This window comes from Pseudoxanthomonas sp. LjRoot143, from assembly GCF_964252945.1.
Classification (GTDB): domain Bacteria; phylum Pseudomonadota; class Gammaproteobacteria; order Xanthomonadales; family Xanthomonadaceae; genus Pseudoxanthomonas_A.
In genome coordinates, this window is the sequence record NZ_CAXUPM020000001.1 from 735,110 (window position 1) to 760,375 (window position 25,266).

Here is a 25,266-nt window from a genome sequence, read left to right on the forward strand (position 1 = left end):
CAAGGATAAAGCATTGAACGCCACCGCCCTGACTACCCCCGACGACAGCCTCGCCCGGCTCGAACGCCTGGAGACGCTGTCGCAGCGCCTGCTGGAGCGCGCGCGGGCGCACGGCGCCACCCAGGCCGAAGTGAGCTGCAGCGAGGAGACCGGGCTCAACGTCAACGTGCGCCTGGGCGACGTGGAGACGGTGGAATCCACCCGCGACCGCGGCATCGGCGTGACCGTGTACTTCGGTCAGCGCAAGGGCAGCGCCAGCACGGCCGACCTGCGCGAGGAGAGCCTGGAGGCCACGGTCGTCCAGGCGTGCGCGATCGCCCGCTACACCGAGGACGACACGGCCTCCGGCCTTGCCGACGCGGCGCTGATGGCGCGCGAGTTTCCCGATCTGGATGTCTGGCATCCGTGGGCGCTCGATATGGACCACGCCGTGGACCTCGCGCTCGCGTGCGAAGCGGCCGGGCGCGATGCCGATGCACGCATTGCGAATTCCGATGGCGCCTCCGTCGGCAGCGGCGAGAGCCTGTCGGTGTACGCCAATTCCCATGGCTTCATCGGCCGCGAACGCGACACCCAGCACACGATCGGCTGCGCGCTGATCGCCGGGCAGGGCGACGGCATGCAGCGCGACGGCTGGTACAGCACGGCGCTGTCGCACCTCGAACTGCAAGACCCGCTCACCATCGGCCGCAAGGCGGCCGAACGCACCTTGTCGCGCCTGCAGCCGCGGTCGCTGGCCACCGGTGAGTATCCGGTGCTGTTCTCGGCGGAGGTCGCGCGTTCGCTGGTTGGCCACCTGCTCGGCGCGGTCTCGGGCGGTGCGCTGTACCGGAAGGCGAGCTTCCTGCTCGACCACGTGGGCCAGCGGATCTTTCCGGACTGGTTCGCCATCGAGGAGCTGCCGCTGCTGCCGCACGGCCTGCGCTCGTCGGCCTTCGATGCCGAGGGCGTGGCGACGAAGCGCTCGCACCTGATCCGCGACGGCGTGCTGGAGCGCTACGTGCTGGGCAGCTATTCGGCGCGCAAGCTGGGGCTGCAGACCACCGGCAATGCCGGCGGCGTGTACAACCTGCAGGTGAAAGCCAACGCCGGCGGCTTCGACGAGCTGCTGGCGGGCATGCGCACGGGCCTGCTGGTCACCGAGCTGATGGGGCAAGGCGTGAATGGCGTGACCGGCGATTATTCGCGCGGTGCGGCCGGCTTCTGGGTCGAAGACGGTGTGCTGGCCTACCCGGTGGACGGCATCACCATCGCCGGCAACCTCAAGACGATCTTCGCCGGCATCGAAGCGGTGGGCAGCGACGTGGATCGCCGCTCGCATGTCGGTGTCGGATCGCTGCTGGTGGGCCGGATGACCGTCGCGGGCGAATAGGGTCCCGCAAGCGTCGGGTGACCCGCCGTGCCATGGATTGCCGTTATGCTTGGGGAGCGGAGTCCACGGCGGAGCCGTGGTACTCGACAGCCCTACCACCATCCATGGGGAACCCTGCATGAGCGAATTCGACAACGTCACCGCACCGCCGCCGCCGCCGTCCGGCAGCCCGGGCGCCGAAGAGAAGCAGTGGGCGCTGTTCGCGCACCTGTCTTCGCTGGTCGGCCTGATCATCCCGTTCGGCAACCTGCTCGGCCCGCTGGTGGTATGGCTGATCAAGAAGGACACGCTGCCCTTCGTCAACGACCAGGGCAAGGAAGCGTTGAACTTCAACATCACCATCCTGATCGCCGCGATCATCTCCGGCATCCTGACGCTGATCGTGATCGGCCTGCTGCTGCTGTTCCTGGTCGGCATCGCGTGGCTCGTGCTGACGATCATCGCCGCGATCAAGGTCAGCAACGGCGAAGCCTACCGGTATCCGTTCGCGCTGCGCCTGATCAAGTAAGCGATCATCGCGCGAAAGGAAAAAGCCCGGCATCGCCGGGCTTTTTTCATGCCTCCGTTCAATGCGTCCGGTGGATGGCGAGGTCGCCGAGCGCGCGCAGCGCATCGGCGCGACCATCGTAGGGTGCCAGCGCTTCGCGCATCTGCGCATCCAGTTCGGCGAGCTTCGCCTTCGCGCCATCCATGCCGAGCAGGGCCGGGTAGGTCGACTTGGCCTGGGCGATATCCTTGCCGGCGGTCTTGCCCAACTGGGCGGAGCTGGCTTCGATGTCGAGGATGTCGTCACGCACCTGGAACGCCAGTCCCAGCGCGGTGGCGAAGGCGTCCAGCCGTTCGAGCGTCGCCGTGTCGGCGCCTCCGGCCAGTGCGCCCATGCGCACCGCGGCGCGGATCAGCGCGCCGGTCTTCAGCGCATGCATCCGTTGCAGGTCGTCCAGCGACTGCTGCGTACCGGTGGCATCGATGTCGAGCGCCTGGCCGCCGCACATGCCGGCCGCACCGGAGGCCTGCGCCAGCGTCGCGAGCCAGTCCACGCGCAGCGTTGCAACAGCATCGGCGGCGGCGAGGTGCTCGAATGCACGCGTCTGCAGCGCGTCGCCGGCGAGGATGGCGGTCGCTTCGTCGAATGCGATGTGCACGGTGGGTTTGCCGCGGCGCAGGTCGTCGTCGTCCATCGCCGGCAGGTCGTCGTGCACCAGCGAGTAGGCATGGATCAGTTCGACCGCGGCCGCGGGGGCATGCAGCGCGGCTTCGTCAGCGCCCAGCAACGTGCCGCTGGCGTACACGAGCAGTGCGCGCATGCGCTTGCCACCACCGAGCACGGCGTGGCGCATGGCGGCGTGCAGGCGCTGCGGGGCGGCGTCGGCGGGCGGCAGCGCCCGGTCCAGATAGTCTTCCAGCGCCGTCGCCCAGAGGGCGAAGCGGGAATCAGCGGCCATCGGGGGCGGGAGCGAAGGGTTCGCCGCTCTCGGGCCGTTCGGGGTCGGTGAGCAGGCGCACGCGCAGTTCGGCCTGTTCGAGCGCCGCCTGGCATTGCCGGTACAGGCCCACGCCGCGTTCGTAGGCGGCGAGCGAGGCTTCCAGGGTCAGGTCGCCGTGTTCCATCTTCTCGACCAGTTGCTCGAGTTCGTCCAGCGACTGTTCGAAATGGGCGACGGGCGAAGCGTCGGCGGGAATCTTCTTGGCCATACGGCAAGTGTGGGGATCGCCTGCGGCCAGGTCAAACAGCAGGCGCCGGGATCAGCCGCGATGCCACACCAGCCGTCGTCCTGCCGCGCGCAGCCAGGCGTCGCAGGCGGCGGACAGGACCAGGTCGCCGGCGGCCCAGAGGACGTCGTCCTGCCACAACAGCGGAAGCTGCCGTCGTTCCCAGGGGGGAATGCCCAACGACTGCAGTACGTCCTTCAAAGCATGCCGGTGCGAGCGGGCAGGAAGTGCGATGCGCTCGCCGCCGCGGCGTCCGGTCACGCGCACCGGCATGTCGAACGGAGCCCCATCGCCTTCCAGTGACAGCCAGCCGCCATCGGGCAAGGGCAGTGTTTCCGCGCCGCTCCAGTCGGTCTGCCAGCCCTCCGGCAGGGCGGGGCGTCGGCGTTCGGCATGCAGCAGATCGCGCCAGCGCCGAACGATCGCGCCGTGCCAGGCGAACTCGGCCTGCGCATCCGGGCGGGCATCGAGCAGTTCCGCATCGATCCTGGCGACGCCTTCGGCAGGAAGCGGCGGCAGCGCGAGCCCGTCGATCCAACGCCGCAGTGCCCGTGCGCGCGCGGCAGCAGCCGCATCGCGCAACGGCGCGACACGCAGGGCGGCCGGATCCGCCGTGGCGGCGGAGGCGAGCAGGTCGCGATCCTGCTTTTCCAGCAGATCGGTGGCCTCGGCACTCAACGCGGCGCTGCGCGCGAAGGCCGCATCCACCTGCGGCCAGCGTTGCCGCAACAGTGGCAGCACCTGGTGGCGCAGGACGTTGCGATCGAACGCAGTGCCGGCATTGCTGGGATCCTCGATCCACGACAGCGATGCTGCGCGTGCGTATGCCTCCAGGTCGGAACGTGGCGAGTCCAGCAATGGCCGCCACAGCCAGCCCGTGCCGAAGGGACGCCAGGCGCGCATGGCCGCCAGGCCCTCGGGGCCCGAGGCGCGCAATGCCCGCAGCAGGAAGGTCTCTGCCTGATCGTCACGATGGTGGGCGAGGGCGATGATGTCGCCCGCCTGCATCACCTCGGTGAAGACGGCGTGGCGAGCGCGTCGCGCGGCGGCTTCGACGCCCTCGCCCCGCGTCATGTCGACGTGCACGCGATGCACCTGCAAGGGCACATCGAGTGTCCTGCAGAGCGCAGCGCAATGCGTGGCCCAGGCATCGGCGTCCGGCTGCAATCCATGGTGCACGTGGATCGCATGGAGCCCGCCCGCGCGCAGCGTTCCCTCCTGCGTGAGCCGGTGCAGCAGCACCGTCGAGTCCAGTCCGCCGCTGAAGGCCACCCATACGCGTCCCGCGACCGGTGGTGGCGACAGGGCCAGCGAGGGAGCAGGGGGGCGGTGCATGCGCCCATGCTAGCGGCGATGCGTGCCGGGTGCAGCCGGCGCATGCCTGTGATCGAGGTGGCGTTGACGGCGCGTGAACCGGTTCATGGCGATCATGGGCAGGACACGCCACGAAGGAGAACGCATGACGGCTTCGACCGCCTCCCCCTCTGCGCAGGAACAACAGCGGCAGCGCGCCCTTGATCGCTATCACGTGGTGGACAGCTTGCCGGCCACCGTCTACGACGACCTGGTGCAAGTGGCCGCGGCGCTCTGCGGCACGCCGATCGCGGTGGTGTCGCTGATCGACCGCGATCGCCAGTGGTTCAAGGCGCGCCTCGGACTGGAGGATCACGAGACCACGCGCGACACTGCCGTCTGCGATCACGCGATCCGCCAGCCGGACGAGCTGCTGGAGGTCCAGGACCTCAGCGAGGACGCGCGCTTCAACGACTTCCCCATCGTCACCGGAGACCTGAAGGCGCGCTTCTACGCGGGCATGCCACTGGTGACCGGCGAAGGCGAGGCCATCGGCACGGTCTGCGTCGTCGACACGCAGCCACGTCGGCTCAACGGACAGCAGAAGGCCTCGCTGCGGTCGCTGGCGCGGGTGACGATGGCCTTGCTCGACGCGCACCGCGCGCAACATGAAGTCCAGGCGCTGGCCGCGCTTCAGTCCGATACGTCTTCCCCGGTGTCAGCGGCCGTCTCCGCAACGGACAAGCCGGACGCGACAGGTCCCGTGTACACCGTGGCCATCATCGAGGTGCAGGGCATGGCCGAGGCCGCTCGACGGCTGGGCGATCGTGCGCTGGAGCGGCAGCTGCAGGCATGGGCCCCCGACTTCGATGCCTGCGTGAAAGCCGCCCAGGGCGACCACGTCAGCCGCGTCACCGACAGCCCCGAGTACATTGCGCTGCTGCATGGCGACAGCCGTGAGGACTGCGTGGAAGCGCTTCGGCAGCAGGCGAAAAGGGTGGGGCAGCGCGATGGGTTGTCGCTGCTGGTAGGCGCGGCAACCGCGTCGCCGGGCGAGGTCCTGCATCGGGTCTACCTGCGCGCGGAGGAAGACCTCAGCCTGCAGAAGGACATCGCGGCGAACGCACGCGCCGCGGCCTGACGCTTCACTGCACGCGCTGCAGGATCACGATCACCGCGCCGGCGCAGCAGGCCGAAACGAACAGGCCGAGGACGAGGTGCTGGCTGGCGCCGTTCCGGTGGAAGCGCCAGCGGTTCACCGCCAGCACCGCGATCAGCACCACGACGAACACCGCCGTGGGCAGATACCACCACGGCATCGAAAGCAGGTTCATGTCGCCTCCGGGCATCGCGGCGGAGAAGGCCGCGATGTCAGGATGCGCCGGGGGCATCGCCGTCGCCTTGATCGCAATCAAGCCGCGAACGCGGCGCTGGGCGCTCAGGCGCGCGGCAAGGCCGCCAGTTCCCGCTTGGCCACCTCGATCCAGTCGCGCTGCTCGCGCTGGTAGTAGCGCGGCGCGGCGTCGGAGCGGTCGAGGATTTCCTGGAACACGCTGCGCGCGCGGGCATGCTCGCCCTGGCGCTTCAACAGCAGACCGTAGCGGGCGCGTGCTTCCTCGCCCGGGTAGCCCTGCACCACGGCTTCGTATTCGTGGAGGGCCGCCGCCGCGTCGGCGGTGTCCTCGACCGCGCGTGCGTACAGCAGATGGCCGTCGGCGGAGCGGAAGCCGGGGTTGGCGGCGATCAGCGCGTCCAGTGTCGCGCGTGCCTTCGCGGATTCGCCCAGTCCGAACTGCGCTTTGGCCAGCCCCAGCATCAGGTCCGGGTCGGTGGCGTACAGGCCTTTCAACGCTTGCTCGAACAACTCGGCCGCATGCGCATAGTCGCCGCTGCGCAGGCTCTCGTCGGCCAGCCGCCTGCGGTTTTCCGGCGTGTCCGCCGCCTTCAGCAGCCTGGCCGCATCGCGGCGGTCGCGGTCCGGGTCGATGCGGTTGCGCACATTGCGCACCGTGCGGCGTGCCGACGGATGATGGCGCAGCTCGGGCAGGATCTCGGCGATGAAATAGATGATCGCCGAGAGGAACGGGAACACCAGCAGGATGAAGACCCAGTACAGCGGACGTCCGGTACGCACCACGTGCACGCAGCAGGCGATCTGCACGGCGTAGGTCAGCAACAGGAGTGGGCTCATGCGGGAGTGGCGTGCCGGCGGAGGAGGGTCAAGCATCCGTCATCCGCGCGGTCGGCGCCAGCGCGGGGAAGAGGCCGGTATGCGCGTGCGCCGCGCTGCGTTGTGCGGCGCCTGTCACAGCCACACGTGCGACTGCTCTGCGACGATGCCGCGTCCTGCCATCGGATGGCGCACGGTCCGCTTCGGGGAAAGAAGTGGACGTGCTGCCGGCGTTCCCCACGCGTCCCCCACGGAGTCGGTGCCCGATGTATTCCCCCATGTTCGTCCGGCGTCCCCGCGCGTCGGTGTTGTCCTTGCTGGCCGTGATGTCGCTGGCGGCGTGCTCCGCTCCGGCCGACGAGTCGGGCGATGCGCCGTTCTGGAGTCGCGCGCGTCCCATGTCCGCGTCCACGCAGAGGGACGCTGGCGCGACGGCGATCGCTGCGGCCGCCGAACCGCAGGCGGCACCGCCGCAGAACATCAACGTCGATCCCGTGCCGCCGGCCCGCTACCGTATCGCCAGCGTGCTGAGCGGCCTGTGCATCGAGGTCCGCGACGGCAGCACCGCCAACGGAACGCCGCTGGTGCAGTCGGCCTGCGACGCCACGCTGCATCGGCAGTTCTACGACGTCATGGAGACCGCGGCCGGGCAATACCGCCTGCGCAACCTGGCGACGCAGAAGTCCGCCGACATTCCCGCCGCTTCCACCGCCGATCACGTCGTCGTGCAGCAGTGGGACGACAACGGCAGCGGTGCGCAGCGGTTCCGTCTGCAGCGCATCGACACCAGTGATCGCTATCGCATCGTCAACGTCAACAGCGGCAAGTGCCTGGGCATTGTCGGCGCGGCGGTCGCAGCGGGAACCGCCGTCGAACAGATCGCCTGCGCGACGGTGCCGGCCCAGCAGTTCCGCCTGGGCGCAGGTGAGCCGCAACCGGTGCGGCAGAATGGCTCGCAGCCGCTGTTGCCGCCACCGCCCGCGGTGCCGCCGTCGGCCACCTACCAGCCGCTGCTATGGCCCGACGACGCGGCGCCGATCCACTACACGCAGGACGATGGCACGCTGGTCACGCATGTCGGTGGCCGCGTGCGCGACCGCCATGCGCGCGAGCCCATCGTTGACGACAGCTACCAGGTGTTCCCGCCGCACTACTTCGAGCGGCGTACGCACGAAATCCTGATTTACGACGATGCCGTGCCTGGCACCTCCGGCGAGCAGCGCGTCCTGACCGTCGTGGTGAAGCCGCAGCACTACTGGTACGGCACCAACTTCCGCCACGGCTACATCGGCCGGCGCAGCGAGGATCCGCTGGAGCCGACGTCGGTGGCGCTGTACGCCGACAACGGCGGCATGAAGCTGCTGCCCGGTGGCGTGGCGGCGCAGACGCCGATCGCCAACTATGCACAGCTGGGTCAGGATCCCAACGGCAACTACACGCCGCCGGCGGGCACGCCGGGCAACGCCTTCGTGCTGGTGAATGAGATCCGCACCGCCGCCAACGAGGCACACCGGGCGCTGCGCAAGGGCGATCTGGTGGAGTTCGAACTGGGCATCTTCCTGGCGGGCAATCCGGACGTCATCGGCCGCTTCAACTACTACGCCGAGGCGCTGGTCTACCGTGCCGGATCGCACGGCATCGTGTCGTGGTACCGCGGGCCGGGTTACGGCGTGCAACGGCCGCTGGATTCGCTGGCGATGCCAGCCGGAGCGCTGTCCGCCGGTCCATGGATGACGCTGCACGAGGACACCTCCAGCGAACCGTTCCGCATGCTGCAGCAGGCCTCGCACAACGTCGCCGGCTACAACATGCAGCCGTGGGCGGAAGGGCGTCGGTTGATCCACACCTCCTTCGCCAGCGGTCGCCACTCCGAGGAGAGCAACACCGTATTCACCACGCACGCGGGCAAGACCGCGCCACGCTTCTCGCAGACGCGCTGCGTGGACTGCCATACCGGCAACGGCCGAAGCTCGCCGGTCGTGGGCGCACCACTGAACCGCCTGGGGGTGTTCGTGGGTGTGGCGGGTGCAGGTACGCAGGCGCCGGACGCGCGCTTCGGCCTGCGGTTGCAGCAGGGCACCTATCGCGAAGCCGGCGCGAACATTGATGGGCGCGAAGCCGAGCTGGTGCTGACCGGCTACACCGAACTGCCGGGCCGCTACGCGGACGGCACAGGTTACGTGCTGCGCCGGCCGAACTACGCCTTGCGCGATCGTGCCGGCCAGCCGCTGGCGTTGCCGACCGCGTTGTCCGTGCGCGTCGCGCCTTCGCTGATCGGCCTCGGTCTGCTGGAGGCCGTGTCCGAGCAGCAGTTGGAGCGACTGGCGCTGGCGCAGCGGGGCGATCCCGACGGCGTGGCCGGGCGACTGCAGATCGTGGCCGATCCGCGCGATGCGGGTGTCAGCCGAGTCGGCCGCTTCGGCTGGAAGGCGGCTGCCGCCACGCTGGAGCAGCAGGCCGCGCTGGCGTTCAACACCGACATGGGCGTCACGTCGCCGCTGATGTCGTCACTGGAATGCGCGCGCGGCAGCCAGGGCACGGCCTGTGCGCAGGTCGACACCGGCAGCGCGAAACTGACGGCGGCCGACATCCACCAGACCACGCTCTATCTGAGCCTGCTGGGCGTGCCGCCGCGGCGCGATTTCGACAACCCGCTGGAGCAGGATGCACAGGCACGGGCGCGCCAGTTGCGCGTCAAGCGCGGCGCGCAGGTGTTCGAGGCGGCGCGCTGCAGTACCTGCCATACACCGGAGCTGCAGACCGGTCACCATCGGTTCGTCGAACTGCGCTACCAGACCATCCGTCCTTACAGCGATCTGCTGCTGCATGACATGGGCCCTGAACTGGCCGACACCTATGTCGAAGGCCGGGCCACCGCGCGCGAATGGCGCACGCCGCCGCTGTGGGGCCTGGGCCTGGCAGCGTCGATCGATCCCAACGTGCGCTACCTGCACGATGGTCGCGCGGCCACGCTGGAAGAGGCGGTGTTGTGGCACGGCGGCCAGGGAACGGCGGCGAAGCAGCGGTTCGAGGCGATGAGTGCCGAGGACCGGCGCGCGCTGGTGGATTTCCTCAAATCGCTGTGACCGCGCGCTCCGCCCTGTTGGCGTGACCTACGGAGTCGCGACAGCCTTGAGCCTCTCGGCACAGTCCGGTGGCGAGAGTCGGGCCACCGCACGTGGAAGCGCGGCATCGGGATCGAATCCTTTGGCCCGCGCGGCGACGTCGCGATAACGCTGGCCGAACCGTTCCGGATTGCGGCAGGGATCGTAGTAGGAAGGTCCCTTCATCAGCGCGATGAGCAGCAGGCGTTCCTCAGGGACGAGCTCGGCCAAGGGGCGGCGATACCAGGCGTGCGCCGCCTGCTCGATACCCGTGGCGTTGCGGCCGAATCCGCTTTCCGCGAGCAGCGTGTCGACTATCCGGTCCACGCGCCAGTGGCGGCTGACCTCGATCGTGGCGGCCAGGTTGATGAGGTGCCAGCGCGTCGCGCCCGCCTGACCCGCTTCTCGTCGGATCATCAGGGCGCGTCCTGCGTGGCCGAGCAGCCGCAGCTGGGAGCCGAGGGGTTCGCGTTGCCGGCCCGCGTTGTGCCAGAGCCCGTAGCTCCAGACGCTGAGAGGATTCAGGCGCGGCACGTCTTCGATGCCGCCCGCTTCCATGTCCAGGTAGAGCGCGCGCAGCTCGGGCGCGGCGCGGTAGCGAGTCGGCTCGAGGTCGTCGGGAAGGCCGGACACCCCATAGGCATACAGACCGAAGCACAGGCCCACGACGAGTACGGCGAGGACCAGCAGGGTTCCGAGGAGGGCTCTGATCCAGGCCATCCCCGGCGAAGGCTCAGGCGGCCTCGTAGGCGCCGTAGCCGCGCAGGCGCTCGTAGCGCTTCTGCAGCAACTGGTCGACGGGCAACTGGTCCAGTGTGGCCAGTTCGTTGAGCAGCACGGCCTTCAGGCGCACGGCCATCTGCCGCGGATTGCGGTGCGCGCCACCGATGGGTTCGCGCACCACCTTGTCGACCAGGCCCAGCCCGTGCAGGCGCTTGGCGGTCAGGCCGAGCTGCTCGGCGGCATCCTTGGCCTTGGCGGCGTCCTTCCACAGGATCGACGCGCAGCCTTCTGGCGAGATCACCGAATAGGTGCCGTATTCCAGCATCAGCGTGCGGTCGCCGACGCCGATCGCCAGCGCGCCGCCGCTACCGCCCTCGCCGATCACCGTGCAGATGATCGGGATCTTCAGCTCGGCCATTTCCATCAGGTTGCGCGCGATGGCCTCGGACTGGCCGCGCTCTTCCGCGCCCACGCCCGGATACGCGCCCGGGGTGTCGATGAAGGTCAGCAGCGGCAGCTTGAAGCGCTCGGCCATCTTCATCAGCCGCAGCGCCTTGCGGTAGCCCTCGGGGCGCGGCATGCCGAAGTTGCGGGCGATCTTGCTCTTGGTGTCGCGGCCCTTCTGGTGGCCGATGATCATCACACTGCGGCCGTCGATGCGGCCCAGGCCGCCGACGATGGCGGCGTCGTCGGCGAACGCGCGGTCGCCGGCCAGCTCCTGGAACTCGTCGCAGAACACCTTGATGTAGTCCAGCGTGTACGGCCTCGCAGGATGGCGGGCCAGCTGCGACACCTGCCACGGCGACAGGTCGCGGAAGATCTGCGCCGTGCGCACCCGCAGCTTGTCCTGCAACGCATGGACCTCGGCATCGACATTCACCGCCGGGCCGGTACTGGCGGCACGCAGGTCCTGGATCTTGGCTTCCAGATCGGCGATGGGCTGTTCGAAGTCGAGGTAGTTCGGATTCATCTGCGGGCCATGGGCCGGAAAGGGGGAAAGTGTAGCCGAAGCGGTCCGGCGGTCACGTACGGGGGGGTAGGGCCGTGATGGCGCGCACGCGGCGCGTCAGTTAGCCCAGGGCCGGCTGAAAGCGGGCTTGGCTGCACGCACGCCGGGCATGGCGCGCAGGGCGTCGAGCAGCTCGGCATCCACGCGGACGGCCTTCTGGCCGTTGAGGTCCAGCATGCCGGCGATCGCAGTGCTGTCGGCGGTCATCAGCAGGTCGAGGCGCAGCGGTGTGCCGCCGGGCCGATGGCGCGACAGCAGGGCGTCGACGCGTTCCCACAGCCCGGGCACTCGCAGGTCCAGGCGCAGCTGCAGGCGGTGCGCATGCTGCTGGCAGAGCTGCGCGTAATCCCACACCTGGCGGATGCGCAGGCTGTAGCCACCGCTGAACTCGTCCTCGCGCAGGCCGCCCTTGATGACCAGCACACGGTCGCGCGTCATCAGCGCGCCGAACTCGGCCAGCGCGTCGGAGAACGCGCTGCATTCGATGCGGCCGCGGCCGTCTTCCAGCTGCACGAAGACCTGGCTGTCGCCCTTCCGGCGGATGCCGACGACCTGGCCCGCGACGATCGCATTGACCTCCGGTCGCCAACCCTTCTTGTCGCCGCCGGACGAACTGGACCAGATGCGGTCCAGCTCGCTGAGGTCACTGCCGACCAGCGAGCGCAGGTCGTCGCGGTACGGGTCCATCGGATGTCCGCTGAGGTAATGCCCCAACGTTTCGCGTTCGCCATGCAGCACCTGCATCAGCGGCCACTCGTCGGTGACCTGCAGTTCGACGTGGATGTCGTCGCCACCGCTGCTGGAGCCGAACATGTCGACGATGCCGGCATTGCGGTTCTTGCTGATCTGGTCGATGGCCTTCAGCACCTCCGGCAACTGCAGCGCCAGCGAGGCGCGGTTGCGGCCCAGTGCATCCAGCGCGCCGGCGTTGATCAGCGCTTCCAGCGCGCGCTTGTTGAGCTTGGAGGAATCGACGCGCTTGCAGAAGTCGAACAGGTCGCGGAACGCTCCGCCCTCGCGACGCGCGTCGACGATGCTCTCGCACACGCCCTGGCCGACGCCCTTCACCGCACCCAGGCCGTAACGGATGCTGTTGGCATCGGTGGCCACGAACATGAAGTCCGAATGGTTCACGTCCGGCGGCATCACGTTGAGGCCGAGGCCACGCGCTTCGTCGAGGAAGCCGACCACCTTCTCGGTCTTGTCCATGTCCGACGACAGCGTGGCGGCCATGAACTCGGACGGGTAGTGCTTCTTCAGCCAGGCCGTCTGGTAGGCGACCAGCGAGTACGCGGCGGCGTGCGACTTGTTGAAGCCGTAGCCGGCAAACTTCTCCATCAGGTCGAAGATTTCGTCGGCCTTGCGCTCTTCCACGCCGCCCTTGGCGGCACCCTCGCGGAAGATCTCGCGGTGCTTGGCCATTTCGGCCGGCACCTTCTTGCCCATCGCGCGGCGCAGCAGGTCGGCGCCGCCCAGCGAGTAGCCGCCGACGATCTGCGCCATCTGCATGACCTGCTCCTGGTAGACCATGATGCCGTAGGTCTCTTCCAGCATGGTCCGCGTGCGCGGGTCGGGATACTCGAACTCCTCGCGGCCGTGCTTGCGCTCGACGAACGAGGGGATCATGTCCATCGGGCCGGGACGGTACAGCGCGTTCAGCGCGATCAGGTCCTCGAAGCGGTCGGGCTTGGCTTCCTTCAGCGCACGCCGCATGCCCGTCGATTCGAACTGGAATACCGAGCCGGTATTGCCGTTGGCGAACACGTCGCGGTAGACGCTGGCGTCGTCCAACGGGATGGTGGTGATGTCCACCGGCGGCACGCCCGCGCGCGCATGGCGCAGGTTGATGGCCTTCACCGCCCAGTCGATGATCGTCAGCGTGCGCAGGCCGAGGAAGTCGAACTTCACCAGGCCGACGGCTTCCACGTCGTCCTTGTCGAACTGGGTGACCGGGTTCTTGCCGCGTCCACCTTCGTCGTGTTCGGCGAACAGCGGGCAGAAGTCCGACAGCGGCGACGGCGCGATCACCACGCCACCGGCGTGCTTGCCGGCGTTGCGTGTGAGGTCTTCCAGCTGGCGCGCCAGGTCGATCAGGTCGCGGACGTCGTCCTCGTCGCGGTAGCGGTCGATCAGTTCCTGCGAGGCGGCTTCGCTGCTGCCTTCGCCCATCGCGTCCTTCAGTGACACGCCGAGGATGTTCGGGATGAGCTTGGCGACGCCGTCGACCAGGCCGTACGGGAAGCCGAGCACGCGGCCGGCGTCACGCACCACCGCCTTCGCCGCCATCGTGCCGTAGGTGATGATCTGGCTGACGCGGTCGCGGCCGTACTTGCGCGCTACGTAGTCGATCACCTCGTCGCGCCGGTCCATGCAGAAGTCGATGTCGAAGTCGGGCATCGACACGCGTTCCGGATTGAGGAAGCGCTCGAACAGCAGGCCGTACGGCAGCGGGTCCAGATCGGTGATCTGCAGCGCCCACGCCACCAGCGAACCGGCACCCGAGCCACGGCCGGGACCGATCGGGATGCCGTGGTGCTTACCCCACTGGATGAAGTCGGCCACGATCAGGAAGTAGCCGGGGAAACCCATCTTGCAGATGGTGTCCAGCTCGAAGTCGAGGCGCTTCTCGTAGTCCTCGCGGGTATGGCCGGGCGCCAGCGGATTCTTCTCCAGCCGCGCCTTCAAGCCGTCGTGGGACTGGCTGCGGATCCAGCTGTCCAGCGTTTCCTCGTCCGGCACCGGATACGCGGGCAGGAAGTAGGTGCCCAGCCGCATCTCGATGTTGCAGCGCTGCGCCAGCGCCAGCGTGTTGTCGATCGCGTCGGGCACGTCGGCGAACAGCTCGGCCATCTGCTCGGCCGACTTCATGTACTGCTCGGCGCTGTAGTCGCGCGGACGCTTGGGATCGTCCAGCACGCGGCCCGAGGCGATGCAGACGCGCGCTTCGTGCGCGTCGAAATCGTCCGGCGACAGGAAGCGCACATCGTTGCTGGCGATCACCGGCAGGCTGCGCGCACCGGCGGCGTGCAGGGCGAAGGCGTTGAACGCTTCTTCGCCATCGCGCTGCGTGCGCGTGAGTTCCAAGTGCAGGTCGTCGCCGAAGGCGCGCTGCCAGTCGGCCAGGTGCTGCTCGGCGAGGTCATGGCGACCGGTCAGTGCCAGGCGGCCTGCCAGGCTCTGCCGGCCCATGATCGCGAACAGGCCCTGGTGATCGGCGCGTAGCCAGTCCGGATCGATGGCGACGCCGTCGGTGCGGTGGCCTTCCATCCACGCGCGAGACAGCAGGCGCGACAGCGACAGGTAGCCTTCGCGGTCGCGGCATAGCAGCGTCACCGGCCACGGCGCGTCGCTGCCGTCGGCGACCAGCAGATCGGCGCCGGCGATGGGCTTGATGCCCACGCCTTCGGCGGCCTTGTAGAACTTCACCAGCGCGAACAGGTTGTTGCGGTCGGTGACCGCGAGCGCGGGCATGCCCAGTTCCACCGCCCGACTCAGCAGGTTCGCCTGCTTGGCTTTCTTGGGATCGGCATGGTCCGGCTTCTCGGGCACGCGGATGATCGAATCCGCGAGCGAGAACTCGGTGTGCAGGTGGAGGTGGACGAAACGGGAAGACATGCCGGCTCGGAGTGCTGTCAGGGCAGCGTACCGGCGGGGGTGGGGTGGGGCAAGGCTTGACTTTCCGGCGTCGCGGAACGGCCCGCAAACGACAAAAAAGAGGCCGCCCGGGGAAAGGCGGCCTAGGGGAAAACCCGAGGGCTCGGGGTGGGGTGGGCGCGGCTCTCTGCGGAGCCGCGCCCGGATCGAATGGAGGTGGATCAGTGGATGCGGAACATCGGGACCGGTTCAGGGGCGTAGCTGCTGAAGCGCACCTGCCGCAGGTGCCACTCCAGTGCCGCCTCGGCATGGCGTGCGGCTTGCCAGTCGGCGCGGGTATAAGCCAGCGTCTCGGGCGGGCAACCGCGCAGTTCTGCTTCGAGACTGCGCAGGCGACGGAAATCAAGATAGTGAGCGGTCTCGTCCGCGATCAGCAGCCAGGTGGCTTCGTCGAGCTGCGTGTCGCCATCGCGGAGCGAAGCGGCGGCCTGCAGCAGGCGCGCACGCAAGGCGGCATCCTGGGACCAGTCACGGTCGGCCAACAGGCTGCGCAGCAGTTGCGCGCGCGTGTCGTCGATGGGACGTGGCGGATGAGGAGAGGAAACAACGGCATGCAACACGGTCATGGCGCACCTCGTGGGGGAAGAGGGCTCCCGGCGCAGGGAGCGCGGGATGCAGGGCCATGGTGCCCTTGCGATGCGATATGCGCGCCTGCTGGAAGCCATCGTGACCATGGGCACCGTGCCGATGGTCACGCGCGGTGACGCGGGTCCGTCAGCGCCGGTCGAGTGCCTTGCGCACGGGTGCGAAGCTGCGCCGGTGGTGGGCGCACGGGCCATGCTGCGTCAGCGCGGACAAATGTGCGGGCGTGGGATAGCCCTTGTGCACATCGAAGCCGTACTGCGGGAATGTCGCGTGCAGCTGCACCATCAGGCGATCGCGCGACACTTTGGCCAGGATCGAGGCGGCCATGATCGCCGGTTCGATGGCATCGCCGCCGACCAGCGTTTCGGCCATGCAGTTCATGCCCTTCGGCGCTCGGTTGCCGTCGATGCGGACCAGGTCCGGCAGCGGCTGCAGGGCGGCGACGGCGCGGCGCATGCCTTCCAGCGTCGCCTGCAGGATGTTGAGGCGGTCGATCTCGTCGGGCTCGACGAAGGTGACGTGCCAGGCGAGCGCGCGTTCCTGGATCAGCGGGAACAGCGCTTCGCGCCTGGCTTCGCTCAGCTGCTTGGAATCGTTCAATCCCGCGATGGGCCGGGACTCGTCCAGGATCACCGCGGCCACGGTGACCGGCCCGGCCAAGGGACCGCGACCGGCTTCGTCGACGCCGGCGACGAGGCGGACGACGGGATCGGGGAACAGCGATGCCGAGGTCATGGCGCAACGCTCCCTGTAGGAGCGACGTGAGTCGCGACCGCGGAAATGAGATCCACGGAGGCTCGTCCCTCGGTATGTACGGACAAAGAGTGTTGTCTGGCGGACGGTGATGACTTCACGGCAGTCATGATTCTCGGTCGCGACTTACGTCGCTCCTACAGAGGGGCCGATCAGTTCAGCCACCGCTTTGGCGGCGCTCGCCGACGCATCCTGGCGCAACGCCTCATGCAGTCGCACGTAGATGGGCTGCAGGGCAGCGACGGCCGCCGGCTCGCGGAACCAGCGCAGGACGGCAGCCGACAGCTGCTCGGGCGTGCAGTCGTCCTGCATCAGCTCGGGCGCGATGTCCTCGCCGGCCAGCACGTTGGGCAGCGCATAGCGTTCGACCTTCAGCAGCCCCAGTCCCTTGACGATGCGGTAGGTCAGCGGCGCGATGCGGTAACCGACCACCATCGGCCGCTTGCACAGCATCGTTTCCAGCGTCGCCGTGCCGGAGGCGAGCAGCACCACCTCGCCGGCGATCATCGCCTCGCGTGCGCGACCCTCGAGCAGATGCCAGGCGGCATCGGCGCCGTGCGCGGCGAACTGCGCTTCCAGCGCCTGGCGGCAGGCGGCGTTGGCGGCAGGCACGACGATCTGCAGGTGCGGTATCCGAGCCGCCACCAGGCGGGCGGCTTCGAAGAAGGCCGGTGCCAGTCGCCCGATCTCACCGAGCCGGCTGCCCGGCAGTACGGCCAGCACCGGTGCATCCGACGACAGCCCGAGCGCCGCGCGTGCAGCGGCCCGGTCCGGCTGCAGCGGGATGTCATCGGCCATCGGATGGCCGACGAAACGCGCATCCACGCCGTGTTTCGCGTAGATCGGCGGTTCCATCGGGAACAGGCAGAGCACGCGGTCGGCGCTGCGGCCGATCTTCTCCGCGCGCTTTTCGCGCCACGCCCAGACCGACGGACTGACGTAGTGCACCGTGCGGACGCCGCGCTCCTTCAGCCAGCGCTCGATGCCGAGATTGAAGTCGGGCGCATCGATGCCGACATAGACATCTGGCTTCCAGTCCAGCACGCGCTGGCGGAACGCCTTGCGCAGGCGCAGCAGGCGCGGCAGATGGCGCAGCACTTCGGCCAGGCCCATCACCGCGAGTTCGTTCGCGTCGAACCAGGTATCACAGCCGGCGGCGCGCATCGCGTCGCCACCGATGCCGGCGAACTCCGCATGCGGGAAGCGAGCCTTCAGTGCGGCGATCAGGCCGGCGCCGAGGCCATCGCCGGAGGCTTCGCCCGCGCACAGCGCGATGCGCAGCGGCAGTGCGGCGGGAGTCGCGTCGCCGGGCTCCCGCACCGGGTCCATCAGCGCTGCAGCGGCCGGTCGCCGCTTTCGATGAACTGGAGCAGTGCCTTCACGTCATCGCTGGCGGTGGCCTGCTCGGCAAGTTGCTGCTTGGCTTCCGCCAGTGGCAGGCCGGCGACGTACAGCGTGCGGTAGGCGCGCTTGATCGCGGCGATGCGGTCGGCGTCGAAGCCGCGCCGCTTCAGGCCTTCGCTGTTGATGCCGCGCGGCCGGCCGGCGGCATCGCCGGCGACCATCGTGAACGGCGGCACGTCGCCGCTCAGCAGCACGCCCATGCCGATGAACGCATGCGCGCCGACGCGGCAGAACTGGTGCACGCCGGCGAAGCCGCTCATGATCACCCAGTCCTCGACGACGACGTGGCCGGCGAGCGTGGAATTGTTGGAGAACACGCAGTGGTTGCCGACGATGCAGTCGTGCGCCACGTGCGTATAGGCGAGCAGCATGTTGTCGTTGCCGACGCGGGTGATGCCGCCGCCCGTGCCGGTGCCGCGGTTGAGCGTGACGAACTCGCGCACCTGGTTGCGGTCGCCGATGACCAGCTCGACGCGCTCGCCCTTGAACTTCTTGTCCTGCGGATCGCCGCCGATCGCGGCATGGCCGACGAACACATTGTCGCGGCCGATGCGGGTGGGACCGGTGACCGTGCAATGCGGTCCGATCACCGTGCCGTCGCCGATTTCCACTTCCGGGCCGATGTAGGCGAACGGGCCGACACGCACGCCCTCACCGAGCACCGCACCGGGATCGACGACCGCGCTGGGATGGATGGCGGTGGGGGCGCTCATCTCAGCGGGTGTCCTCGGCGCACAGCACATCGGCGCAGGCGACCTGTTCGCCGTTGACCGAGGCCACGCCGGTGTAGAAGGCCATGTTGCGGATCAACCGCTTCAGGGTGACGTCCAGGTCCAGACGATCGCCCGGCACCACCATGCGGGTGAAGCGCGCGTTCTCGACCTTCACCATGTAGAACATGCGGCCCGCGGTGTCGCCCTGGTGCGACAGCTGGGTCAGCAGCCCGCCGGCCTGCGCCAGAGCCTCGATGATCAGCACGCCCGGCATGATCGGACGGTCCGGGAAGTGGCCGGTGAAGAAGGGCTCATTCTGGGTGATGTTCTTGTAGGCCAGCACGCGCTTGTCCTTTTCGAACTCCACCACACGGTCCACCAGCAGGAACGGATAGCGGTGCGGCAGCAGCTTGCGGATGGTGGCGGCGTCGATCGGTAGTTGCAGGTCTAGGGTCATCAGGATTCCTTGTCGGCTGCCAGCACCCGTCGTGCGAGGGCGTCCAGTTGCTTGAAGCGGGCGGCGTTCTTGCGCCAGGTACGGTTGTCGGTGAGCGGCGTGCCGCTGGAGTATTCGCCGGGCTCGGTGATGGAACTGGTCACCAGCGACATGGCGGTGACCACCACGCGGTCGCAGATCTCCAGATGGCCCAGGACGCCGGCCGCGCCGCCGATCAGGCAGTAGCGGCCGATGCGCGCGCTGCCGGCGGCGGCGCTGCAGCCGGCCATCGCGGTGTGTGCGCCGATGCGGACGTTGTGGCCGATCTGGATCTGGTTGTCGAGGCGGACGTCTTCTTCCAGCACCGTGTCGTCGAGCGCGCCACGGTCGATGGTGGTGTTGGCACCGATTTCGCAATCGTCGCCGACCACTACGCCACCGAGCTGCGGCACCTTGATCCAGTGGCCGCTGTCCATCGCCAGGCCGAAACCATCGGCGCCGATCACGGCGCCGGGATGGACCAGCACGCGGTGACCCAGACGCACGCGCGTGACCAGGGTGACGCGGGCGACCAGTTCGCAGCCATCGCCGACCATGCAGTCGTCGCCGATCACGCAGCCGGGGCCCAAGACGGCGCCTTCGCCGACGGTACTGCGCGCCCCGATCACGACGAACGGGCCCACATGGGCACCAGGCGCGACACGCGCACTCGGATCGATGACGGCGCTCGGATGGATGCCCGGCTCACGCAGCGGCTTCTGCTCGAACAGCGCCGCCATCTTGGCGAACGCGGTGTACGGGTCCTTCGCGATCAGCACGGCGCCGGTGGCATCCGCGGCGTCATCCGCGCGCAGGACGACCACGCTCGCCCGGCTGTCCGTCAGTTGGCCGCGGTAGCGGCTGTTGGCCAGGAAGGCGAGCTGCCCCGGCTCGGCGCGGGCCAGGGTGGCCACACCGTCGATGCGCAGGTCGATATCGCCGCGCAGCTCCAGCCCGAAGCGGGCGGCCAGTTCGCCGGTGGTGAAGGAGGGGTGGGTCATAGGCCGCGTAGTTTAGCCCCTGCGGCCCGCGAACCGCTTTCACGGTGGCGTATGGTGAACAGCAGAAGGGGGGCTGCGCCCCCCTGTCTGCGGTCCAGGTTGTCTGGCGCCTACGTCAGAACGCGCCGCCGAAGGTGAACTGCAGGCGCTCCAGCTCGTCGCCGTCTTCCTTCTTGATCGGGAAGGCGTAGCTGATGGAGATCGGGCCGACTGGCGCGCGCCACAGCAGGGCGACGCCCGTCGAGGCGCGCAGTTCGCCCGCGTCGAAGTTGTCCGTCCCGTCGAACACGTTGCCGAAGTCGAAGAACGCCGAGACGCGTGCCGCGTTGGAGTCGAACAGCTTCGGGAAGATCAGCTCTACCGAACCGGTGGTCTTCAGCGAACCACCCAACGGCTGGCCACGATAGCCTGCGATCACTTCCGAGCGCGGGCCCAGCGTGTTGTCGCGGAAGCCACGCACCGAGCGCGTACCGCCGGCGTAGAAGTTCTCGAAGAACGGCAGGCCGGTGGCGACCAGTGTCTTGTCCAGCGTGCCGCCATCGGCACACGTGCCGTCGGCGCCCGGCGCGGTGGTGGTGCCCTGGCCCGGGATCTGCGGATCCGAACCATTCACGCGGCAGATGTAGCGGTAGGTGTCGGAGCCGTAGCTGTCGCCGTAACCGACTTCCGCGCGGGTGTTCAGCACGAACGAGGGGCTGAGCGACCAGTACTTGGAGAACTCGTAGTTGAGCTTGTAGTACTGCACGGTGGAGCCGGGCAACGCGATCTCCGCCGACACGCGCTGGTAGGTGCCGCCGGTGGGCATGAAGTAGTCGTTGCGCGTGTCGCGCGCCCAGCCGATCTCGGTGCGCCAGGCATGGAACGTGCGCTGGCCGACCGCATCGATGTAGTTGATGATCGACTGCGGCGTGGAGCCGCCGAACGTCAGGATCTCGTTGCTGTCGATGCCGAACAGCAGCGAGACGGTGTCGTTCTCGGTGATCGGCAGGCCCAGGACGCCCTGCGCCGCCGCGCTGGTGGTCGAGTACTGGGCGGTGTTGAAGTCCGAGTAATCGAACTCGCGCCACCACAGGTTATAGCCCAGCGACATGCCCTCGTCGGTGAAGAACGGGTTCGTGTACGAGAACGAGTAACGCTGCAGGTAGTCGCTGCGCTGTGCTTCGACGGACACGCGGTTGCCGCCGCCGAGGAAGTTGTTCTGCGACAGCTGGATCGACGTGGTCAGGCCGGACAGCTGCGAATAGCCCAGGCCGAACACGAAGCTGCCGGACGTGGTTTCCTTCACGTTGAAGACCACGTCGACCTGGTCGTTGGTGCCCGGCACGGGCGTGGTCTCCACGTCGACGGTCTCGAAGTAACCCAGGCGGCGCAGGCGCACGCGCGAGCGGTCGACCGCGACCTGCGAGAACCAGCTGCCCTCGAACTGTCGCATTTCGCGACGCAGCACTTCATCCGAGGTGCGCGTATTGCCCTTGAACACGATGCGGCGCACGTTGACGCGCGGGCCCGGCACCACTTGCAGGTTGATCGCGACGGTGCGGTTCTCGCGATCGACGGTCGGGATGGGATTGACCTCCGCGAATGCGTGGCCGATGTTGCCCAGCGTGGCGGTGATCGAGTCGGCGGTCATCTCCAGCAGGATGCGGGAGAACGTCTGCTCCGGCTTCACGATCACCAGCTTCTCGATCTCCTCCTTGGGCAGCACGGTATCGCCCGTGACCTTGACGTCGGAGATCTTGTACTGCTCGCCCTCGGTGATGCCGGCGGTGATGAACATGTCGCGCTTGTCGGGACTGATCGACACCTGCGTGGAGTCGATGTTGAAGTCCACGTAGCCGCGGTCGAGGTACCAGGAGTTCAGGCGCTCCATGTCGCCCGACAGCTTTTCCTTCGAGTACTGGTCGTCGCGGCGGTACCACGACAGCCAGCTGGACTCCTTGGATTCCCAGTTTTCCAGCAGGTCTTCGGTGGCGAACTTCTCGGCGCCGACGACGTTGACGTGCTTGATCTTGGCGGCCTTGCCTTCCTTGACCGCGATGGTGACGTCGACGCGGTTGCGGTCCAGCGGGCTGACGGTCGGGGTGATCTCGACGTTGTACTTGCCGCGGTTGTTGTACTGGCGTACCAGCTCCTGCGTCACACGGTCCAGGCTGAGGCGGTCGAAGGTTTCGCCCTCGGCCAGGCCGATGTCCTTCAGGCCCGAGGTCAGGTCCTCGGTCTTGATGTCCTTGTTGCCGGTCAGCGTCAGCTTGTTGATCGCCGGCCGCTCGGTGACCGTGACGACCAGGATGTCGCCCTGGCGGTCGAGCTTCACGTCCTCGAAGAAGCCGGTCTTGTAGAGCGCGCGGATGGACTCGCCCACGTTGGTCGGCGTGACGACATCGCCGCGCTCGATCGGCAGGTAGGTCAGCGCCGTACCGGTCGAGATGCGCTGCAGGCCGTCGATGCGGATGTCGGTCGCCGTGAACGAGCCTTGGCTCAGCGGCGCGGCGGCCAAGGGCGCGGCAGCGGGTTCCGTCGTCTGGGCCAGTGCCGGCATGGCGATGGCCGAAGCCAGGGCGAGGGCAAGCAGGCGGCGGGAAGGCAGTCGCGTCATCATTACATCCGGTTGGGGTGGTTCCTGCGGAGCAGGAGTGGACTGCGGGGCAGCGGTCCGGGGTGCAGCAAGGGGAGGAGCGGCCACCTTGGAGCGGGCCGGCCCGTGGAAGTTCAGGGGCATCAGGTCACCAGACGCGTCATCAGACGCAGGATGTCGTTGTAGAACGCCAGTCCCATCAGGCCCGCCAGTGCCGCCAGGCCCACGTATTGTCCGGCCACCATGTGGCGCTCGCTCAAGGGGCTGCCCTTGACCAATTCAATAAGGTAATACAGCAGGTGCCCGCCGTCCAAGACGGGGATCGGCAGCAGGTTGATGATGGCCAGGCTGAGGGACATCGCCGCCAGGAACCAGAGGAACCAGTCCGGCCCGCGCTGGGCCGAGACATTGGCAACCTGGGCGATGGTGATCGGCCCCGAGACGTTCTTCAGCGAGGCGTCGCCGGTCAGCATGCGGCGGATCATGCCCAGCGAGTCGGAGGTCAGCTTGCCGGTCTCGTGCAGCGCCGCCGGCACGGCGGCCAATGGGCCGAAGTGGAGCCGGGCATCGTAGGCAGGCATCTGCCTCTTGTCCGGGGGAGCCAGGCCGAGCGCCCAGTAGTGGCCCTTGTCCGCTTCAGGGTGCCTAGTCCAGCGGGGCGTCAGTTCGAACGCCAGCCGCTCGCCTGCACGATCCACCTCGATCATGGCCGCGCCGCCGCGCTTGCCGAGCGCGTCGACCTGGCGGGCGATGTCATCGAAACCATGCACGGTGTGGCCGTCCACGGCGGTCACCGTGTCGCCCGGCTTCAGTACCCCGTCCGCCACCGCGCCGGGTGTGACCTTGCCGATGACGGCAGGCGTCACCCAGTGCTGCCATACGAGCCCGCTGAGGCCGATGGCGTTCTCCTGGTCGAAGCCGGCCGGCAGCCGCGACAGCGGCAGGGTACGCGTGGCGCTGGACCCCGAGGCCGTTTCGACCTCCACGGGGAGGTCGTCGCCATCGATCGCCGCCTTGGTCAGCACGATGGACGCATCGGTCCAGGTGTCGATGGTGCGATCGCCGACCCGGACGATCCGGTCGCCACGCTGGAAACCGGCGTCGGCGGCGATGCCGGAGACGCTGCCCAGGGTGGCTGAGTAGTCCTGCTTGCCGATGACGAACATCGCCCACAGCAGGATCACGCACAGCAGGATGTTCGCCAGCGGGCCGGCGGCGACCACGGCGATGCGCAGCCAGACGGACTTGCGGTTGAAGGCCTGGTCGAGCTGCGCGGCGGGGACCTCGCCCTCGGCTTCGTCCAGCATCTTGACGTAGCCACCCAGCGGAATGGCGGCGACCGCGAATTCGGTGCCATGGCGGTCGCGACGGGACCACAGCGGCTTGCCGAAGCCGACCGAGAAGCGCAGCACCTTGACGCCGCAGCGGCGCGCCACCCAGTAGTGGCCGAATTCGTGCAACGTGACCAGCACGCCGAGCGCCACGATCATCCACCAGATTGAGCCCAGCACTTCACTCATCGGATGTCGGCGCTCATGGGGAGAGGTGGCCTGCGAGGTTGCGTTCGGTCAGTTGGCGGGCCCGTACATCCGCCGCCAGCAGGACCTCCAGCGAATCCGCCGGCGCCGCAGGCAGCGCAGCGAGGGCATCCTCGACCAGCGCGGGGATGGATAGGAAACCGATCCGGCCCTGAAGAAAGGCTGAAACTGCGACTTCGTTCGCAGCATTCAGCACAGCCGGCGCGGTGCCGCCCGCCGCCATGGCCTCCCAGGCCAGCCGCAGGCACGGGAAGGCGTCGGTATCGGGCGCCTCGAACTCCAGTCGCGGATGCTTCAGCAGGTCGAGCCCGCCCACGCCGGAATCCATCCGTTCGGGCCAGCCCAGGCCAACCGCGAGCGAGGTGCGCATGTCGGGCAGGCCCAGTTGCGCCAGCGTCGAGCCGTCGACGAATTCCACCAGCGAGTGCACCAGACTCTGCGGATGCACCAGCACGTCCAGACGCTCGCGACCGACGCCGAACAGGTGGTGGGCTTCGATCAGCTCCAGGCCCTTGTTCATCAGCGTGGCCGAGTCGACCGAGATCTTCGGCCCCATCGACCACTTGGGATGCGCCACGGCTTGGTCCCGCGTCACCTGCGCCAGCGCGGCGCGGCTGTACCCGCGGAACGGACCGCCTGATGCGGTCAGCACGATGCGGCTGACGTCGGCCTGAGCCTGTCGTGAACGCAGGCATTGGAAAATGGCGTTGTGCTCGCTGTCGATCGGAATGATCTCGGCGCCCGCCGCATCCGCAGCGGCAATGACCAGCTCGCCCGCGAGTACCAGGGATTCCTTGTTGGCCAGCAACAGGCGCTTGCCGGCGTGCGCGGCGGCCAGTGTCGAGGACAGGCCGGCGGCGCCGACGATGGCGGCCACCACGACGTCGCAGGCCGATGCCGCCACCAGCGCGTCGAGTGCCGCCATGCCGGCGTGCGCCTGCGTGGCGAGGCCGGCGTCGGCCAGCCCGTCGCGCAGGCGCGCGTACAGCGTGTCGTCGGCGATCACGGCATGATCGGGTCGATGCGCGGCGCACAGGGCGAGCAAGGCGTCCACGTTGCTACCCGCGGCCAGCACGCTGGCGCGGTAGCGGCGCGGATGGCGCGCGATCACGTCCAGCGCCGACGCGCCGATCGAGCCCGTCGCGCCCAGGACCGCCACGTTGCGGGGTGCATGCGCGGTCATG

General features: G+C 68.5%; 21 protein-coding genes. 4 read left to right on the forward strand and 17 right to left on the reverse strand.

Annotation, left to right across the window (positions count from 1 at the left end; genetic code table 11):
* Positions 1 to 13 precede the first annotated feature (13 nt).
* Both pmbA and ACSQ1W_RS03480 read left to right on the forward strand, forming a co-directional pair.
* Entirely contained in the window at positions 14 to 1,372 is a 1,359-nt protein-coding gene (gene pmbA, locus ACSQ1W_RS03475; protein ID WP_436041670.1) for a metalloprotease PmbA, read from the forward strand.
* A gap of 118 nt (positions 1,373 to 1,490) precedes the next feature.
* Positions 1,491 to 1,880, forward strand: a complete 390-nt coding sequence (locus ACSQ1W_RS03480; RefSeq protein WP_436041671.1) for a DUF4870 domain-containing protein — start codon at positions 1,491 to 1,493, stop codon at positions 1,878 to 1,880.
* Between the two features lie 58 nt (positions 1,881 to 1,938).
* Here ACSQ1W_RS03480 and ACSQ1W_RS03485 read toward each other — a convergent pair whose 3' ends face one another.
* Genes ACSQ1W_RS03485 through tilS form a run of 3 tightly spaced genes read right to left on the reverse strand, consistent with a single transcriptional unit; the run spans position 1,939 to position 4,420 of the window.
* Positions 1,939 to 2,817, reverse strand: a complete 879-nt coding sequence (locus ACSQ1W_RS03485; RefSeq protein WP_436041672.1) for a polyprenyl synthetase family protein — start codon at positions 2,815 to 2,817, stop codon at positions 1,939 to 1,941.
* A complete protein-coding gene (locus ACSQ1W_RS03490; protein WP_436041673.1) occupies positions 2,807 to 3,067 on the reverse strand; it encodes an exodeoxyribonuclease VII small subunit in 261 nt (86 codons plus the stop codon). Before ACSQ1W_RS03490 ends, ACSQ1W_RS03485 begins: the two co-directional genes overlap by 11 nt.
* Before the next feature lie 51 nt (positions 3,068 to 3,118).
* Positions 3,119 to 4,420, reverse strand: coding sequence for a tRNA lysidine(34) synthetase TilS (tilS, locus tag ACSQ1W_RS03495; protein WP_436041674.1), 1,302 nt, complete (start codon positions 4,418 to 4,420; stop codon positions 3,119 to 3,121).
* 124 nt (positions 4,421 to 4,544) lie between these two features.
* Between tilS and ACSQ1W_RS03500 the strand changes: the two genes are divergently transcribed.
* Positions 4,545 to 5,519: a GAF domain-containing protein gene (locus ACSQ1W_RS03500; RefSeq protein WP_436041675.1), complete on the forward strand. Its 975-nt coding sequence runs from the start codon at positions 4,545 to 4,547 to the stop codon at positions 5,517 to 5,519.
* Positions 5,520 to 5,523: 4 nt separating this feature from the next.
* Here the strand turns inward: ACSQ1W_RS03500 and ACSQ1W_RS03505 are convergent, their stop codons facing one another.
* Both ACSQ1W_RS03505 and ACSQ1W_RS03510 read right to left on the reverse strand, forming a co-directional pair.
* A complete protein-coding gene (locus tag ACSQ1W_RS03505) occupies positions 5,524 to 5,712 on the reverse strand; it encodes a hypothetical protein (RefSeq protein ID WP_192269636.1) in 189 nt (62 codons plus the stop codon).
* 104 nt (positions 5,713 to 5,816) lie between these two features.
* Positions 5,817 to 6,569, reverse strand: coding sequence for a tetratricopeptide repeat protein (locus ACSQ1W_RS03510; protein WP_436041676.1), 753 nt, complete (start codon positions 6,567 to 6,569; stop codon positions 5,817 to 5,819).
* A 245-nt stretch (positions 6,570 to 6,814) separates the two neighbouring features.
* On the opposite strand from ACSQ1W_RS03510, the gene ACSQ1W_RS03515 reads away from it, so the two are divergent.
* Positions 6,815 to 9,634, forward strand: coding sequence for a di-heme oxidoredictase family protein (locus tag ACSQ1W_RS03515; protein ID WP_436041677.1), 2,820 nt, complete (start codon positions 6,815 to 6,817; stop codon positions 9,632 to 9,634).
* A 27-nt stretch (positions 9,635 to 9,661) separates the two neighbouring features.
* Here ACSQ1W_RS03515 and ACSQ1W_RS03520 read toward each other — a convergent pair whose 3' ends face one another.
* The 12 genes from ACSQ1W_RS03520 to dxr form a co-directional block, all read right to left on the reverse strand.
* Positions 9,662 to 10,372 carry a transglycosylase domain-containing protein gene (locus ACSQ1W_RS03520; protein WP_436041678.1) on the reverse strand — a complete coding sequence of 237 codons (711 nt, stop codon included), beginning with the start codon at positions 10,370 to 10,372 and terminating at the stop codon, positions 9,662 to 9,664.
* 13 nt (positions 10,373 to 10,385) lie between these two features.
* Complete coding sequence (locus ACSQ1W_RS03525) at positions 10,386 to 11,345, reverse strand: acetyl-CoA carboxylase carboxyltransferase subunit alpha (RefSeq protein ID WP_436041679.1); 960 nt, start codon at positions 11,343 to 11,345, stop codon at positions 10,386 to 10,388.
* Positions 11,346 to 11,441: 96 nt separating this feature from the next.
* On the reverse strand, positions 11,442 to 14,999 hold the full coding sequence (dnaE, locus tag ACSQ1W_RS03530) for a DNA polymerase III subunit alpha (protein ID WP_436041680.1): 3,558 nt from the start codon (positions 14,997 to 14,999) through the stop codon (positions 11,442 to 11,444).
* Positions 15,000 to 15,199: 200 nt separating this feature from the next.
* Entirely contained in the window at positions 15,200 to 15,604 is a 405-nt protein-coding gene (locus ACSQ1W_RS03535) for a hypothetical protein (RefSeq protein WP_192269621.1), read from the reverse strand.
* Positions 15,605 to 15,752: 148 nt separating this feature from the next.
* Positions 15,753 to 16,358, reverse strand: a complete 606-nt coding sequence (gene rnhB / locus ACSQ1W_RS03540; protein ID WP_436041681.1) for a ribonuclease HII — start codon at positions 16,356 to 16,358, stop codon at positions 15,753 to 15,755.
* Between the two features lie 144 nt (positions 16,359 to 16,502).
* Positions 16,503 to 17,705 carry a lipid-A-disaccharide synthase gene (lpxB, locus tag ACSQ1W_RS03545; protein ID WP_436041682.1) on the reverse strand — a complete coding sequence of 401 codons (1,203 nt, stop codon included), beginning with the start codon at positions 17,703 to 17,705 and terminating at the stop codon, positions 16,503 to 16,505.
* Entirely contained in the window at positions 17,705 to 18,493 is a 789-nt protein-coding gene (gene lpxA, locus ACSQ1W_RS03550) for an acyl-ACP--UDP-N-acetylglucosamine O-acyltransferase (RefSeq protein ID WP_436041683.1), read from the reverse strand. The genes lpxB and lpxA overlap by 1 nt, the downstream gene beginning before the upstream one ends.
* Before the next feature lies 1 nt (position 18,494).
* Positions 18,495 to 18,950 (reverse strand): 3-hydroxyacyl-ACP dehydratase FabZ, encoded by a 456-nt coding sequence (gene fabZ / locus ACSQ1W_RS03555; protein ID WP_062354858.1) that lies wholly within the window; start codon positions 18,948 to 18,950, stop codon positions 18,495 to 18,497.
* Positions 18,950 to 19,969 carry a UDP-3-O-(3-hydroxymyristoyl)glucosamine N-acyltransferase gene (gene lpxD, locus ACSQ1W_RS03560; RefSeq protein WP_436041684.1) on the reverse strand — a complete coding sequence of 340 codons (1,020 nt, stop codon included), beginning with the start codon at positions 19,967 to 19,969 and terminating at the stop codon, positions 18,950 to 18,952. Before lpxD ends, fabZ begins: the two co-directional genes overlap by 1 nt.
* A 115-nt stretch (positions 19,970 to 20,084) precedes the next feature.
* On the reverse strand, positions 20,085 to 22,565 hold the full coding sequence (gene bamA, locus ACSQ1W_RS03565) for an outer membrane protein assembly factor BamA (protein ID WP_436041685.1): 2,481 nt from the start codon (positions 22,563 to 22,565) through the stop codon (positions 20,085 to 20,087).
* Between the two features lie 122 nt (positions 22,566 to 22,687).
* Positions 22,688 to 24,064 carry an RIP metalloprotease RseP gene (rseP, locus tag ACSQ1W_RS03570; RefSeq protein ID WP_436041686.1) on the reverse strand — a complete coding sequence of 459 codons (1,377 nt, stop codon included), beginning with the start codon at positions 24,062 to 24,064 and terminating at the stop codon, positions 22,688 to 22,690.
* Positions 24,065 to 24,077: 13 nt separating this feature from the next.
* Positions 24,078 to 25,265 carry a 1-deoxy-D-xylulose-5-phosphate reductoisomerase gene (gene dxr, locus ACSQ1W_RS03575; protein ID WP_436041687.1) on the reverse strand — a complete coding sequence of 396 codons (1,188 nt, stop codon included), beginning with the start codon at positions 25,263 to 25,265 and terminating at the stop codon, positions 24,078 to 24,080.
* Between the last annotated feature and the right edge of the window lies 1 nt (position 25,266).